Raw genomic sequence first — 15928 nt, 5'->3', positions numbered from 1 at the left:
ACTGCACAATAGATAACACATATAATGCATTGATTCTTGATTTCTATAGATTTTACCATCAAAAGGACCCGAAATGACGGCAGATTTGCCATTCAAATTGCCACAGTTCATTGCGGGGCATGTGTGGTTGGTGGGCGCGGGGCCAGGTGATCCCGGACTTCTTACGCTCCATTGTGTCAATGCACTCAAACAGGCAGACCACATCCTTTATGATGCGCTGGTCGATCATTCGTGCCTCAAGCTTGCAAAACAAGGCGCAATTTTAGAATTTGCCGGAAAACGCGGTGGCAAACCCTCGCTTAAACAGCAAGAAATTACCGACCGCATGATTTGCCTTGCCAGAGAAGGAAAACGGGTTTTGCGTTTGAAAGGCGGCGATCCTTTTGTTTTCGGGCGTGGTGGTGAAGAAGCGCTTGCCTTGATAGAGGCGCATATTCCCTTTCGCGTTTTTCCCGGAATAACAGCAGGAATAGCAGGGCCTGCCTATGCAGGTGTTCCGGTAACGCATCGTTCGGTCAATCATAGTGTATTGTTTTTAACCGGTCATGATGCTGACGGAACAGTTCCCAAATCTTTTGACTGGAAAGCAATTTCGCGCGCTGCACCGGTTCTTGTGTTTTATATGGCGATGAAACATATTGATGAAATTGCCGATGACCTTATGAAAGGCGGGCGCAAAAGTGACGAGCCGGTTATGTTTATCACGCATGCGACCACCTCCAATCAGCGGATTTATAAAACCGAACTCGGCCATATAAAACAAATAATCAAAGAGCATAATATCGAACCACCGACGATTGTTGTCGTGGGTAAAGTTGTTTCGCTTGCTGATAAACTCTCGCCGGAAATTGTTAGAGACGAATTGGATAACAGATCATTATGAATGGCTTTATGGTGAGCGCTGCCAATTCGGGAGCCGGTAAAACTGTTATCACTCTGGCATTGATGCGCGCTTTGAAAGAAGTGGGGTTAGCCGTTGCTCCCCGAAAAGCGGGGCCGGACTTTATTGATCCGGCATTTCATAAAGCGGCAACAGGCGAGGATAGTTACAATCTCGATTGTTGGGCAATGCGCGACGCGCTCATAAGAAATATCAATTTTACCGACACTTCGGAGCAGAAGTTTTTTGTGGTCGAAGGTATGATGGGGCTTTATGATGGCGCCATTAACGGCAAGGGGTCGTCTGCCGAACTTGCCCGATTGTTGGATTTGCCGGTATTTTTTGTTGTCGATGTGACAAGCCAATCACATTCGGTTGCGGCACTTGTCAAAGGCTTTGCCGAGTTTATGCCGGAATTGCGCTTTGCCGGAATTATTCTGAATAAAATTGGAAGTCCCCGACATGAAGCTATGCTTCGGGCGGCCTTGCAACCGCTTGATATACCGGTGGTTGGTGCGGTCTACAGGAATGAAGCGCTGACACTCCCCTCACGTCATTTGGGTTTGGTTCAAGCTTCGGAAAGAACCGATCTTTATCACTTTATCGGAAAAGCAGCAGAAATCATTAAGGCAAGCGTTGATCTCGAGGCGATGATCACATTATCGACTTCAAATCGGGTGAAAGTTACTAGTGCTACGATTGATCATATTCCGCCACTTGGACAGCGTATTGCGGTGAGCCGTGATGATGCTTTCCGCTTTTCTTATCCACACCTGCTTGATGGTTGGAGAAAAGCCGGTGCCGAAATCACATTCTTTTCGCCTTTGGCGAATGAGGTGCCGGATAAAGATTGTGACAGCATTTATTTATGTGGTGGTTATCCGGAACTTTTTGCCGGAAAACTGGCGGCAGCGGATAAATTCAAAAAAGCCATGGTTGATATGGCAACAGCCGGAAAAACCATTTATGGCGAATGCGGTGGTTATATGACCTTGGGGGAAACATTGGAAGATAGCGAAGGGGTTAAACACCTGATGCTTGGTCTTTTGCCATTGAATACCAGCTTCAAACAGAAGAAACTGCATTTAGGCTATCGCCGTCTGGTTCCGGAAGGGGCGTTTTTTGGAAAAAACCGCTTTCGAGGGCACGAATTCCATTATGCCTCCATTGTAGATGAAAAGGTCGATATACCGCTTTTTAAAGCCTATGATGCGCTCGACAATTCTTTAGGTACAAGGGGAATGAGAATAAACAATGTTGCCGGCTCGTTTATTCATTTGATAGATATTGAAGGTTGAAAAAAATCGGAAATTGTGGATGTAGTTAAAACTACATGCATTTATTGCAATTTCGCTAAAAGGTTAGCCATTCAGTTTTCTATCGGAAGAGCAGTTAAGGCAAAAGACTTCAATACAAACTGCCGTGAACATATTGAAATTGGAAGATATTTTCTTGCACTAATATGATGTGAAATGGCAAAACCGGATAATTGAAAAACTACCGCATTCAGGGATTCGTCCGTTAATTATGAAATATGAAATTGATAAGCTCAATGTTGCTTCCGCGGTTAACGCAAGAACACGCCGTATCAGCATACTTGCTCTTGCTGTCGGCGCCTTCGCAATCGGTACATCAGAATTTGTTTCAATGGGGCTGCAACCGGAAATGGCCAAAAGTTCGGGAGTCGATATACCGACCGCCGGCCAATATATTTCGGCCTATGCAATGGGGGTTGTTGTTGGTGCACCGGTTCTGGCTGTAGCAACTGCAAAATTTCCGCGGAAATATGTTCTGATTGCTCTGATGCTGTTTTATGCTTTTGCCAATATTGCGAGTGCCTGTGTGACGAGCTTTCACGCGCTGGTTGGCTTACGATTCATGAGCGGTTTGCCGCACGGCATCTATTTCGGTGTTGCCTCTATTGCCGCTTCTTCCATGGTGGAGATGAAAAATCGTCCCAAGGCGATCGGTGCGGTGATGCTGGGGCTTACAATTGCGACTGTTGTTGGCGCACCTTTTGCAACCTGGCTCGGTCAGCAACTTGGTTGGCAAATGGCTTTTGTGCTGGTCGGCAGCATCGGTGCTTTTTGTGCTATTTTGGTATTTTTGTTTTTGCCCAGTTTGCCAACGGCATTGGGTACAAGTCCACTTACCGAACTTAGCGCTTTAAAAGAAAAGCAGGTCTGGTTCATGCTGGCAATGGTAGCCATTGGCACAGCAGGTCTCTTTACTGTATTCAGCTACATCAAATCGACTTTGACTGTCGTTTCCGGTGTTTCAATTGCCTGGGTACCGTTTATCATGCCGCTTATCGGCCTTGGCATGGTAACAGGAAACATCTTCGGACCAAAAATAGCGGTGAAAATTGGTCCGATGAAGATGATATTTTATGCAATGCTTTGGAGTACAATTACATTCTTTCTGTTTTTCTTCCTCTGTCACTCCGGCATTACGGCTGCGATCGGTTGTTTTTTGATTGGTACATCTTTTGCCAGTATGCCGTCAGTTCAGGCGCGCGTGATGGATGTTGCAGCCAACGCCCAGACACTCGCCGGAGCACTGATGCAATCGGCCTACAATGTTGCCAATGCTTTGGGTGCTGAATCGGGTGCAGAAATTTTGCGCCTAGGCTTTGGTTATCAGGATACGGCGATTTTGGGCGGGTGTCTTACATTTTGCGGTGTGTTGATCTTTGCAGCATCGTGGTACGTCGATAAGCGTGATCAGGCCAAAGCACAAAAACAGGTGTGACACCGGTGGAGCGTCTCTGTTTTATCCTTTTATTGGCGCTCCTGATTGATCGTTCAATCGGCGACCCCGACTGGATATGGCGCAAGCTCCCTCATCCGGTAGCGGCTTTCGGGGCAGGGATAAAGTGGTTTGAAACAAGATATAACAGAAAGTCGATGTCGCCCCGTCTCAGGAAATGGTGTGGCCTCGATGCTCTTCTCGTCTTGTTAACCGCAAGCTTTTTTGTTGGCCTTTTTATTCATAAGTTTTTGTTCGGATTGGGGTTCGCAGGGATAGTCATTGAGGCGCTGGTTGCCTCCATATTTATTGCTCAAAAAAGCCTGGTTGATCACGTTGGTAAAGTGGAAAAAGCGTTCAAACAAGGTTCGCTTGTTGAAGCGAGAGATGCTGTTTCGCTCATCGTCGGGCGGGAAACAAAAAATCTCGATGAAAGTGCGGTTTGCCGTGCAGCTATCGAAAGCCTCGCCGAAAATAGCTCTGATGGCGTTGTGGCACCTGTATTCTGGTATCTTGTTCTCGGTCTTCCCGGCCTTTTTTGTTATAAATTGGTGAACACTGCCGACTCGATGATCGGCTATAAGAATGAGCGCTTCAAGGATTTCGGCTGGGCTTCGGCACGACTTGACGATGTTGTCAATTTTATACCGGCAAGATTGACAGCGTTTATCGTTATCCTGACATCCGGACTTTTTATCAATTGGAAAGCTGCAGCAAAAGCACTCGAAGTGGTGAAAAAAGATGCGAGGCACCATCATTCGCCCAATGCCGGTTTTCCCGAATGCGCCTTTGCAGGCGCCCTTGATGTCAAGCTTTTGGGACCGAGAATCTATTCAGGCAAAGCCGTTGATGAACCTTTCCAGAATGATAGCGGGAAAATGGCCGGTCCCGCCGATATTTATCGTGCTATCCGGCTCTTCAAGCGTTCGATGGATGTGTTATTTTTAATTATTCTGGTGCTGTTTCTGATCGCTTTGGTTGTTTGAATGTTTTCCATCGGGACGGTTGAGCATATCGCGCGAAATAATAAAGGCGAGCGGTACAGCAAGTAGCAATATAATAATCAGAAAGATAAACAGTACTTTGGAAGCCGCAATCATACCGCTGACACCACCCGGATCAAATAATCCGGCAAGATTGGTAATGCTTCCGGCAAGTGCTGCGCTTAAAGCCGTTGAAAACAATTGGATTGTTGTGAGAGATGCACTGGCACGCGTGGCGTCTTTATCGGAAGCGCATTGTAAAACGCGGGTAAGCAAATGCGGCCACGATGTTCCAGCCCCGACACCGATCAGAAAAAGGGCAATACAAATCGAAATAAGAAATCCCGATGATTGCATTTCGGAGGGGATGAAATAAAACAATGTTGCCATTCCGAGCATATCAATCACGGGCGCGAGAATGATGATTTTGCGCACAATTTTTGGAGCGGCTCCGGCACTTGGCAATGAACCACAAGTCCAGCCGATGCTCATAAGCGCGGCAATATAGCCTGCAACAAGTGGTCCACGCCCGTGAAGTTCCTGAAGAAACAGGGGAAGATAAAGCTCCGCACCGTTTACAGCGACCGAAATAATAACCATCAGCCCGTAAAGCGGCAGGAATATCGATTGAATAGAAAATGAACCTTCGGGAAGCATTTTGTTTTCAGAATGATTGTCGATAATCCCAAGAACTAAAAGCAGGATAGCACCGATAATAATACCGGCAATTTTAATGTTGTTGTCGGCAACCGCACTGCTTGCGGAAATGACAAGAACCATAACGGTCAAAACAGCAAGTTGGATAACAGGAAGCCGTTCCGAAGCATTCTTAAGTTTTGCCGAGGCAGGCAAAACTTTAAGTGCAACGCCAGAAAATAAAAGTGCCAGAATACCAACCGTCCAGAATGAAGCACGCCAAGTGCTGTATTCGGCAAAAATGCCGCCAATAGCGGGGCCAAGTAATGTTGAAATGCCCCACATGCCGGAAATGAGCCCCATGGCACGTGGCCATAAGGCAGGGTCGAATACAATTCTGACCATGGAATAGGACAGTGACAACAAAAAGCCGCCACCGAAACCTTGAATGAGCCGACCAAACAGGAACGCTGCCATAGTCGGAGCGACACTACAGATAAGGGTGCCAACTGCAAACAGGAGTGCCGAAAGAACGTAAGCTGTTTTAGGCCCGAAACGGGCTAGCAATTTTGCTGCGAGCGACGCACCGATAAGCGATGCTGTCACAAAAATTGTTGCTGCCCACGAATAATATTGTTCACCGTGAATATCGGCAACAAGGGAAGGGAGAATAGTGACAACAATATAGACATTGACCGCATGCAGAGCAACCCCGCCTGCAAGTGTTACAGAGCGGACACCGTTTCTACCTGAAAGAAGTGTTGACCAGCCTTGATCATTCATCGTTATCCCTATGTATTTTTAGAATCAGTGTCGGTCTTCTAAATAACGTCATAAGACCGTGGAGCCAAGAAACGAAACTTTGATCAGCAATTTTTGTTCCGGTCAAAACAAAAAGCCCCGTGTGAAACGGGGCTTTTGCTTTTCAAATTTGAAACGTTCAAGCAAGTGCTTTGGCAAGATTTTCCGCAATTTTGTCAAGAAAACCTGTTGTTGAAAGCCATTTCTGGTTCGGTCCGATAAGCAGGGCAAGATCCTTTGTCATGAAACCGGATTCAACCGTGTCGACACATACTTTTTCAAGTGTATCGGCAAAGTGTTTCAACTGGTCATTGTTGTCGAGCTTTGCACGGTGCGCCAAACCGCGAGTCCAGGCAAAGATTGAAGCAATCGAGTTGGTCGATGTTTCTTCGCCGCGCTGATATTGGCGATAGTGGCGGGTTACTGTTCCATGTGCAGCTTCGGCTTCAACTGTTTTGCCATCCGGCGTCATAAGAACGGAGGTCATGAGCCCCAAAGAGCCGAAACCCTGAGCCACTGTATCGGATTGGACATCACCATCATAGTTCTTACATGCCCAGACATAACCACCGGACCATTTAAGTGACGAGGCCACCATGTCATCAATCAGACGGTGCTCGTAAGTGAGATGGTATTTGTCAAATTCAGACTTGAATTCTTTATCGAAAACTTCCTGAAAGATATCTTTGAAACGGCCATCATAAGCCTTCAAAATGGTATTCTTTGTGGAAAGATAGACCGGAACTTTGCGTTGCAAACCATAATTGAACGATGCACGGGCAAAATCGCGGATTGATGCATCAAGGTTATACATGGCCAATGCAACACCGGCCCCCGGTGCATCATAAACGTCATGTTCAATAACGGTTCCGTCTTCACCGACAAATTTGATTGTCAGCTTGCCTTTGCCGGGGAATTTGAAATCTGTTGCTTTATATTGGTCACCAAAAGCATGACGGCCGATAATGATCGGCTTTGTCCAGTGCGGAACGAGTCGCGGAACGTTTTTGCAAATAATTGGCTCACGGAAAATAACGCCGCCAAGAATGTTACGGATTGTACCATTCGGCGACTTCCACATTTTTTTCAGGTTGAACTCTTTAACGCGCGCTTCGTCGGGTGTGATTGTCGCACATTTAACGCCAACACCATATTTCTTGATTGCGTTTGCGGCGTCGGTTGTTACCTGATCGTTGGTCGCATCACGATTTTCTATCGAAAGATCATAATATTTCAGATCTACATCGAGATAGGGATGGATCAATTTTTCCTTGATATATTGCCAAATAATGCGTGTCATCTCATCGCCGTCGAGTTCGACGACGGGATTTGCGACCTTGATCTTTGCCATATGATAATCCTCTTCCATAATTTTGGTATTTTTGCCGTTATAACATTCGCAAACACAAACTGGAAAGCCCTAAACCGAGATTATAACGGACCTTTGAAGATGAAGTAGGCTCCGCTTACAATAAGCGCAAAGCCGACAAAATGGTTTATCGTCAGTTTTTCACCAAGATAAAGAATGGAAAAACCGGAAAATATCAGAAGCGTGATCACTTCCTGAATCGTTTTGAGTTGGGCCGCGCTATATACAGTGTGTCCCAACCGGTTTGCGGGAACGGCAAGGCAATATTCGAAAAATGCAATTCCCCAACTTGCAATAACGACGATCATTAGCGGCTTGTTGGTGAATTTCAAATGCCCATACCAGGCAAAGGTCATGAAAACATTTGATAACAACAACAAGCCGATAGGCGCGATAAAGGGTAAAATTTGCATTTGTCGTAGATTTAAAAAGTTTATAAAGCGCGATCGTAATAAAGCTGTATGCCGGTCAGAGCAGAAATATGTTTGACATAATCCTGAAGTCGCTGCGGCATTTTGATATCTTTCACAATCGTCAGATTGCGTAATGTGGGAAAGATCATGACATCATCCCAGCTCAAGTTTTCATTGGTATTATCCGGATGAAAAGACAAAGTTGCGAGTTTGTCTTCGACCTTCTTTTTATGTTCAGCTGTTTCAGCCATCGCTTGATCGAATGATTTGCCAAGGTTTTTTTCTTTTTTGCCTTGAAAATATTCAATGGCTGATTTTGTAGCAAATTCCGGAAGAGACGCTTTTACATTTCGCGGGAAAAGCAATGCATTAATATCCGAAGAGACCTCGGAAAGCTCGTCAGTGACTTTTTTTTGTATGTCTGTTGCCGGAGAAACAACCCGACTTTTTTCGCCAATTTCATCAAATTTATGCGCAATGTCCAAGCTTTCAACCATGGCCGAACCATCGTCGAATTCCAGAATTGGCACCTGTTTTTTATGAACAAGCCGCATACATGTTTCAGAATCATCATTCAGTAAAACGATATATTCAACAGGAACCTGTTTATATCCGGCCACCATCTTGGCACGGACACAGAATGGGCAATGGTCGTAATAATAAAGTTTCATCGAATAATTCCTTACATCTCTAGGAGTTCGCTCAGTGATATGGGCAGCATTGCGGGACTGAAGTTATCTTCTCCAACCTTAGCTCAAAACGACCGATTAGGAAAGAAAAGTAAAATTGAAGAGGAGCGATTTGATTTAGGGATAACGCGCCTGATTTCGCATTAATGTAATACTCCGGTCAATTTAATACTCTCGTCAATGCAACAATCAGAGCCGACTATTATCAGGGCTGGTCGTTCGCCAATCGCGTCAATGGTTTAGGATAGCAGGAAATCCTTGTTTTCAAAAATGGCAAACATGGTGAGCTTACTATGATCCGTTTATAGAAAACTATAAGACGTGGATTTCATACAAAGAATGTATTGGGTAGAAATTCCTTAGTTTTAACCGATCTGTTTAAAACTGTGCGTTACGAGACCGCCTCTCTAAACTGTTGTTTTTGTCTAACTTCGTTCAGTTGGAATTGCCTCGACCAATAAAACATTTTTTTGATAGGCCTGTTATCTTTGCAATTAATCCGGGTTCATAGCTTTTGTCGGTTTATTTGCATATTTCAGTTAATTGAACTATATTATTAGCAAAGAATAATGCTGGACTGAATTGGCATTATACCGGAGGCGAAAATGGTATCAATCACATCAACCGACTTGAACTTGGTCAATCATGGTTTTGATGTTCCGGGGTTGCGGGCTGCCCAGAATATTCAGGAAATTGTTCAGGAAAAGAATGCGACACAGACCGTGCGTGTCGATGATCGTAATGTGATGTCGCCACGTATTTCCGACGCGTTATCGCGTATTCAGGAACTTGTTGAAAAAGGTATTAATGCATCCGGCATTATCAATCAGCAAGTCAATTTGAACATGACAAATCCGCAATATTTTACCGGCACTTTGAGGGATGCCGATGCGGCTAAATATGCCGGGTTCGAAGGTGTTCCAACGGGCAATTTTCAGGTGTTTACACCTCCTCAAATCAGTGACGATAAGCTGAAAGACCTTGTTAAATCGACCGCCCAGCTTGGTGGCCTTACAAAAGGTGATGATGCTTTGTTCAAAGCCCTGCAAAATGACACTGCAAAGATCTATAACCAGAAGGATGCCGAAAATCTTCTTGGTAAACCGGTTGACTGGAAGCAGGGGAGCATTGGCGGAACAATGTGGGATCGCAATGCAATTGACCAAAAGGCAGTGCAACAAGTTGCACAGGATGGCAAGCAAATTTTTGCAGGCGCTATCGGATCAATTCATTTTGCTGTTGTCTATTAACTAAAATATATTATTTATTTGTATAACGGTTCAATATAAAATGTATATTGAACCGTTTTTTATATGTTTATTTTTATAGCTTTACTTTTATTTTTCGCAATATGGACTAACTATCAGGAATTTTATAATATTGTATTTCCGTATATCATTCAAAAATCTTTTTTTTAAAACTGTATAAAAGTTGTTTTTATCTGCCGACAGAGGCTTGAAAATAATCAACAAAAGCGGAAATAAGTCTGTAAGCGGGTGGTGTGTTCGTTATTCTGATTGATGCACCTTAACGTGACAACTCGGCAATCCGTAATTGTCGAATAAAAGACGGTATTGGAACTTTTTTCGGCCTTATTTTATTATTTAAATTAACAATGGATGCGCTTAGACTGTTTCAAGTCTAGAAAGATGGTATGGAGTGTATAATGCGCTTTCTCATTTCAATTTTGCTTTGTGTGATGACATTGCCGGCCTTTGCTGAAAGCCGTACTGCAATAATCGGAGCTATCCAAGTTATTGATGGGGAAACACTCGAAATTCAAAATCAACGCATAAAATTGTGGGGAGTAGATGCTCCGGAACTTAACCAGACATGTAAAGATGGTCAGGATGCCGGCTATGATTGCGGAAAAGAAGCCGCATCTGCACTTTCGCAATGGCTGAAAGAATTGCAACCTGTGCGCTGCGAACCGCGTGGCAATGATAATTCAGGCAATACGATTGCAATTTGCTATACCTCAACTGGGGATGACATAGCAGGCTGGATGGTTCGCAACGGCTATGCTATTGATTGGCCGAAATATTCCAATGGTTTTTACGGCGTTTCAGAAAAACAGGCACAATCAAACAAGAGCGGTGTTTGGCAACATAACGAAGCTGCGCCGTGGAAATTGACTGAAAAATAAAAAATTTAAAAGAGCTAAGCCTTTGTGTCTTCCTTCATCAAGGAGGGGGCGAAAACTGCCATATGTTATAATAGATTATTTGCGCAATTTTAGTCCCCGCAATAGCGAGACGCATATCGAGCCGTCACCTTATAGCTATTTCAGGTAGCCCCTTCGGGCGGAAAGTCATTCGCTCATATAGGAGGCAGGGGTATTGAACTATTAAGCTCGCATTGAAATAACCAGTATCAACCTTGATGCTGGTGAGCATATTGCGGTCGCCGGTTAAGATATTCATGTTGTGAACGACATTAAACATGAAAGGTAGCAAGGTTTCTGATATCGGTGCGCAGGCTGCCGAGAATACGGCCAAGGGCATCAAATATGTATCCAACAAGATCGCGAAGGAGGTTAAGACGCCAGAAGATAGGCTTTATGGGAAGATGGTGGCTCAGCCAGGACAATAACTGATTTTACTGTGAATATTGTCATTCCCGAACTAAAAAATGTTCGCTACCTCAGAAATAAAAAGCAATTCTAAGCAAAAATCCAACTTGCTTAAGATCAAGGCATTCAATATAAATTTATTATTGATGCAGAACGCGGAACGGATCCCCTGAACAGATTAAGCAGTAAACTTATAAAAGAAATACAGCGAATAGGTGGTAAGGTATATGCTTATGATCGAGGAAAAGGCGGAATCTTCAATAGTAGAGCTCCGAGCCTGATAGAGATACCCTTACCTTAATCTTGAATATATTTGGAGGCATTATGAAATTTGGTGAAGAGCCACCACATATTAAGTTGTGTTTTTACAACACAACAATACCTGAACAAAGGGAAGTTTTTTTTGAAAAATTCATTGAATGGCTATGCCAATATGATGAAAGGCTTGTCGTTGAATTTATCTCGGATGATCCTGAACGCATTCGTCATCCGTTTTCTTATGACAAGCTCAAGACAAATAGACAAGAAGTATTCGACGAAATAACAAAACTATCTAAATCTTATAGTTTTTATTTCAGAAGACGAAAAAAATTTAAATATAGTGGTCATTTCTCAATTGGAAATTTTAGCCCAACACATCCTATGCCGCGTAGTCGTCTGAGGATTGATTTTCCGCTGACAAATAAAAACCTGGATAGTTTTAATTGGCAGGACTTTTATATGGAGCTATTAAACTGGTTTTATGATGTCGAGTTATCATGTTTGCATATGAATTCTTTGGGAGAAATTAAACGTCCTAAATATGAATTAACCTCTTTTGGTCGGTGGGATAACCCTAATATTCCCTTTCCTTATTGGGCACAGTCTTTGAGAAAAGATCTCTATAAGAGTATTGACGTTTCGATCATAAAAGAAGCCGGTTTTAGAGTAGAAGAAACTCTAAATCATATAACAATTTTTGTTACAAATGATATGTTTGATATTGTTAACCAACCTGATAAATTTCATGAAAGGTCATCGGAATTAATCTCTTTAATGCCAAAAGATTTTTATAAAGGCTATTACGAGATATAATTAAACTGTTTTATAAAACACAACAATCGTGAAAAGCATTGTGATGAAAGATATCAAATGACACCTATCAAATAGGTTTGTAGGTTCTCTGATAGCTTCATCACTCTAGTAGGGCTGTAAACTCATCAGAATAAAAAGAGTTAGAGACACTACAAGAAAAGATAATGACCAAAGAATTTGGTGATTGGCGATTGCGCTGTATCGAATCTACAGCTGTCAGCACGCTGATTGCGCCGCATACCAACGGCATAATCAAAGAAGCTGCTACACAATCCGGCCTGATAGACGAAGATTCCACACGCATGTCAGATACTCATACGTCAAGCATCATCCTCGGCCTTCTTCGTTGGTGCAGGTAGTTCAGACGCTGCCGCTTATGCGATTAATGACATTAAGTATAATCTTTTATATTTTATGAATCCAATCAAATAATTCAGATTTAAAAGTTTATGAAACAACTTGCTTTAAATAAAAATTGTTCTGATTGATTATTAAGTTTTATCAATCGGAAATAAATGAATTTAAAAAAATAAAACAACAAAACGACAATGTTAAAAATAGAGTAATACAATAACTATATTTTATAATATTGTTATAAAAGAGTATTATTTTAACAAAATAATGAAATAGAATTGCAATGTTATGCAGTTAGACTATGAATATTCGATAAATATTCTAAACGATTTTGTTTTTTTATATGGAAAAAGTTTCAAATTTATATTAAGAAATAATTTATATATATTTTGAGTTATTTTATTACTGTATATACACTTCCTGAAGAGGAAATTCAGACGGGAGAAAATGCAATATTAAATTATAAGAAATTAGCTTATTTTAGAATAATTTTGTGTTTGACGTGAGAATTTCGCGCTATGCACAGGTCTGATCTGTTACATTTTTGATCGTCGACTGCAACATTAACGGTGTCGGTGTGCAGATTAATGCCGGTGAACCGGGGTTTGAAACAATCAATGGCATTCCCTGTTTTTTGCGCTTTATCCCAATGCCACTTTCGAGGTAGAATTGGTCACAGAATATCCCGACGAGACTGTTTATGGGGATGATTTTAAGCTTGGGCACCAAATGCAGATGGAGACCGTGTTGGAGGCCTACGAAGCTTGGCAAGGATTGATGCAAGAACAGAGTTAAACGAAAGACAGGTTTGCTGATGAGAGAACTTTATCCGGCTATTGAACCATTCGAGCATGATATGCTTGATGTTGGTGATGGCCATGAGCTTTATTGGGAACGGGTAGGTACCAAAAGAGCCGAGCCGGCAGTTTTCTTGCATGGCGGGCCCGGCAGCGGCATTTCCGAGAATCATCGTCGGTTGTTTGATCCGAATAGGTATGATGTTTTGCTGTTCGATCAGCGTGGTTGTGGTCGTTCCACGCCTCATGCTTCAATAACCGCCAACACCACTTGGCATCTGGTTGAGGATATGGAAAAGCTTCGTCAGATGGCGGGAATAGATAAATGGTTGGTTTTTGGAGGCTCTTGGGGGTCGACGCTGGCTCTCGCCTATGCCGAGACTCATCCGGACCATGTTAGTGGTTTGGTCCTTCGCGGAATTTTTACCGGAAGCAGGGATGAAATGAATTGGTTGAACCAATATGGAGCGTCGGAAATATCGCCCGATTATTGGGAGAATTATATTAAGCCCGTACCGGTTGAGGAAAGGAATGACCTGATCGGCGCATATCACCGCCTTCTCAATCATGAGCAGGAAGATATCGCTATCAATGCTGCCCGATCGTGGAGTGAATGGGAAGCGAAAAATGTATCGATCATACCGCCGAAGCCATCTCCGAGAACACCACAATCCGATCAGGCAGCCTTGGACATAGCGCGGCTTGAAAATCATTATTTTGTTAATGACTGCTGGCTTGAAGAGGAACAGCTTTTTCATAACCTTGATAAAATCCGGCATCTTCCCTGTGTGATCGTACATGGCCGACATGACCTTATCTGTCGTTTATCCTATGCGTGGAAGTTACATAAATCCTGGCCTGGTTCCAAGCTTCATATTGTCGAGGGAGCCGGGCACAGTTACTCCGAGCCGGGTATCCTTGATTGTCTCATAAAAGCTACTGATCAATTTGTTGAAGGCCGAAATTTTTTATGATGTTTAGAAAGGAGCGTCGTTTAATCAGTCCTAATCTATTCGAATGGCTAAATTAATGAATGAATAATATCTCATATATTCGCTTTTGAAGTTGTTGCCCAAAGCATCACATGTCACTGATTTTGAAAGAAAAAATAGCATAAAATCAAATAGTTGGCATTTGTGTAATGTTTTTGGCAATGATGATTCCAACATATCCAGCACGAATAGCTGCGTTCGGATTTCCGGCTATCTCCGCAGTGTTGTAACTGCTGGCGACAATGTTTATCTCGCCGAAAAACCGGTTTGCGGAATGATAGATGGAAATGGTTTTCTTGTACGACTTTACACTTCCATCCCGCTTCGCAAACCGAACCGGAATGTTTGAAAACATATGTAGAACTTTGTTCGGAAAAGTATGATGGCTCAAAGTTCTCTTCGACGAATATGCGTTATGGCGATATCCCGTCAAGCGGACTTCGACTAGCTGTTGATGAACGGCTTTTCATAAGCTGTTCAGACTATTTCGTTTATATCTATAACGACAATGTCAATGCGGACTCTAGCAAGTCTATTTCTCGTGTAAAAACCGGACGACAACCTCATGACCGGTAGGGCTTTTTAACCATGATAATTTCGATGCGGCTGCTATTCTATCGGTATTGTAGCAAGGTTAAAAAACAAAGCCATCAGAGTACGAAAGTTAAACACAATTGAGCTGTAGGCTTACGGAACATTGTTTTGTGTTTTTGTTTCATAAAATGGTAATGTTGGATTATTGGTAACTTTTTTAGTTTTATTAAAACCGGGCCAAAACTCTTCAATTTCCCATAAATGACCTTTGGTTACATCTTTGATATGTTTTATAATCTCTTCATAATCGTCGGAAGAAAAATTGGACCACCCTATAAATACATTCCACTGCCAAAAATTTCTGAGGCCGCCAACATTTTTTTCTGCTAATTTTTGCAATAAGAGGCGGTCTATCGGCGGATGCAAAGCGTTTATTTTGTTCTCGTAGTCAGAGTGTTCTGCTGGAACGTCATTTAGGAACATAGCTTTAAAATAAATATTTATAAATTTTGCAGCTACACCGTGTGTGAACTGCATTGTTTTGTTTTTGATAGTATTTTCGGCCGCTAGACAAATTTTTTGCCGTAATTTTTTATGTAAATTATCAAATTCAAGCGGGTCAGGTAAATCGTCTAAAGTCTGATAGTCCAAAAGTGAGCTATTAAGAGCAATCTCTGCACCTTGTTCACCCGTAAATCGACAATTCCTTGAAGCCCTGGCTGCGGTTGATGCACACCAAACAGAAAACCTTTGCTTAACATCAATTAATTTATCTTTATCCACTTGAACCGGTCTCCATTTACTGCATGATATTTACTATGCAATCGAACGAAAAGCACCACAATGCAATTTATAAATTTCAACAATAAGTTTTTGTATCGAATTCACAGTAATTGTAACAGTTTGCTTATAGAAAGGTTGATAGGATTATCGGCGGATTTGCCAATAATCTCGGGTATTAAAGACCATGATTTGACCAAATCTCTGACACAGGAATTGACGAAAACAATTCTGACAGAACCGGGATATTAGTCGGTACCGACTTTGCTGGCGGATATGGCAATGACCATTATAGGAAAATTGGCA

Annotated in this window: 15 protein-coding genes; 9 read left to right on the top strand and 6 right to left on the bottom strand. The window is 42.6% G+C overall.

Annotation, left to right across the window (positions count from 1 at the left end):
- The first annotated feature begins 73 nt into the window (after positions 1–73).
- The 4 genes from cobA (at position 74) to cbiB (ending at position 4614) form a co-directional block, all read left to right on the top strand.
- Positions 74–883, top strand: coding sequence for a uroporphyrinogen-III C-methyltransferase (gene cobA / locus BBC0178_RS06755; RefSeq protein WP_078039628.1), 810 nt, complete (start codon positions 74–76; stop codon positions 881–883).
- Entirely contained in the window at positions 880–2178 is a 1299-nt protein-coding gene (locus BBC0178_RS06750) for a cobyrinic acid a,c-diamide synthase CobB (protein ID WP_078039627.1), read from the top strand. Before cobA ends, BBC0178_RS06750 begins: the two co-directional genes overlap by 4 nt.
- Before the next feature lie 229 nt (positions 2179–2407).
- Positions 2408–3631, top strand: coding sequence for an MFS transporter (locus tag BBC0178_RS06745; protein WP_078039626.1), 1224 nt, complete (start codon positions 2408–2410; stop codon positions 3629–3631).
- Positions 3632–3636: 5 nt separating this feature from the next.
- On the top strand, positions 3637–4614 hold the full coding sequence (cbiB, locus tag BBC0178_RS06740) for an adenosylcobinamide-phosphate synthase CbiB (protein WP_078040395.1): 978 nt from the start codon (positions 3637–3639) through the stop codon (positions 4612–4614).
- On the opposite strand, the gene BBC0178_RS06735 is transcribed toward cbiB, so the two are convergent.
- The 4 genes from BBC0178_RS06735 to grxB all read right to left on the bottom strand — a co-directional run bounded on the left by BBC0178_RS06735 (position 4573) and on the right by grxB (position 8501).
- Positions 4573–6030, bottom strand: coding sequence for an MFS transporter (locus BBC0178_RS06735; RefSeq protein WP_078039625.1), 1458 nt, complete (start codon positions 6028–6030; stop codon positions 4573–4575). The genes cbiB and BBC0178_RS06735 overlap by 42 nt on opposite strands.
- 157 nt (positions 6031–6187) lie before the next feature.
- Complete coding sequence (locus tag BBC0178_RS06730; protein WP_077973559.1) at positions 6188–7399, bottom strand: NADP-dependent isocitrate dehydrogenase; 1212 nt, start codon at positions 7397–7399, stop codon at positions 6188–6190.
- Positions 7400–7479: 80 nt separating this feature from the next.
- On the bottom strand, positions 7480–7830 hold the full coding sequence (locus tag BBC0178_RS06725) for a DMT family protein (RefSeq protein WP_078039624.1): 351 nt from the start codon (positions 7828–7830) through the stop codon (positions 7480–7482).
- Between the two features lie 20 nt (positions 7831–7850).
- Positions 7851–8501 (bottom strand): glutaredoxin 2, encoded by a 651-nt coding sequence (gene grxB / locus BBC0178_RS06720; protein ID WP_078039623.1) that lies wholly within the window; start codon positions 8499–8501, stop codon positions 7851–7853.
- 623 nt (positions 8502–9124) lie between these two features.
- Between grxB and BBC0178_RS06715 the strand changes: the two genes are divergently transcribed.
- The 4 genes from BBC0178_RS06715 (at position 9125) to BBC0178_RS06705 (ending at position 12165) form a co-directional block, all read left to right on the top strand.
- Complete coding sequence (locus BBC0178_RS06715) at positions 9125–9769, top strand: hypothetical protein (RefSeq protein WP_078039622.1); 645 nt, start codon at positions 9125–9127, stop codon at positions 9767–9769.
- Between the two features lie 416 nt (positions 9770–10185).
- Entirely contained in the window at positions 10186–10665 is a 480-nt protein-coding gene (locus BBC0178_RS06710; protein ID WP_188317710.1) for a thermonuclease family protein, read from the top strand.
- Between the two features lie 296 nt (positions 10666–10961).
- On the top strand, positions 10962–11111 hold the full coding sequence (locus BBC0178_RS11845) for a hypothetical protein (protein WP_188317709.1): 150 nt from the start codon (positions 10962–10964) through the stop codon (positions 11109–11111).
- 304 nt (positions 11112–11415) lie between these two features.
- Entirely contained in the window at positions 11416–12165 is a 750-nt protein-coding gene (locus tag BBC0178_RS06705; protein WP_078039620.1) for a hypothetical protein, read from the top strand.
- Between the two features lie 870 nt (positions 12166–13035).
- Here BBC0178_RS06705 and BBC0178_RS11710 read toward each other — a convergent pair.
- Positions 13036–13245, bottom strand: a complete 210-nt coding sequence (locus BBC0178_RS11710; RefSeq protein WP_149867438.1) for a hypothetical protein — start codon at positions 13243–13245, stop codon at positions 13036–13038.
- An 88-nt stretch (positions 13246–13333) separates the two neighbouring features.
- Between BBC0178_RS11710 and pip the strand changes: the two genes are divergently transcribed.
- Positions 13334–14290 (top strand): prolyl aminopeptidase, encoded by a 957-nt coding sequence (gene pip, locus BBC0178_RS06700; protein WP_078039619.1) that lies wholly within the window; start codon positions 13334–13336, stop codon positions 14288–14290.
- Between the two features lie 705 nt (positions 14291–14995).
- Here the strand turns inward: pip and BBC0178_RS06690 are convergent.
- A complete protein-coding gene (locus BBC0178_RS06690) occupies positions 14996–15625 on the bottom strand; it encodes a hypothetical protein (RefSeq protein WP_149867437.1) in 630 nt (209 codons plus the stop codon).
- Between the last annotated feature and the right edge of the window lie 303 nt (positions 15626–15928).

The organism is Ditibartonella apihabitans (genome assembly GCF_002007485.1).
In the GTDB taxonomy this organism is placed as follows: Bacteria; Pseudomonadota; Alphaproteobacteria; order Rhizobiales; family Rhizobiaceae; genus Bartonella; species Bartonella apihabitans.
This window is presented reverse-complemented; position numbering and strand designations above follow the sequence as displayed.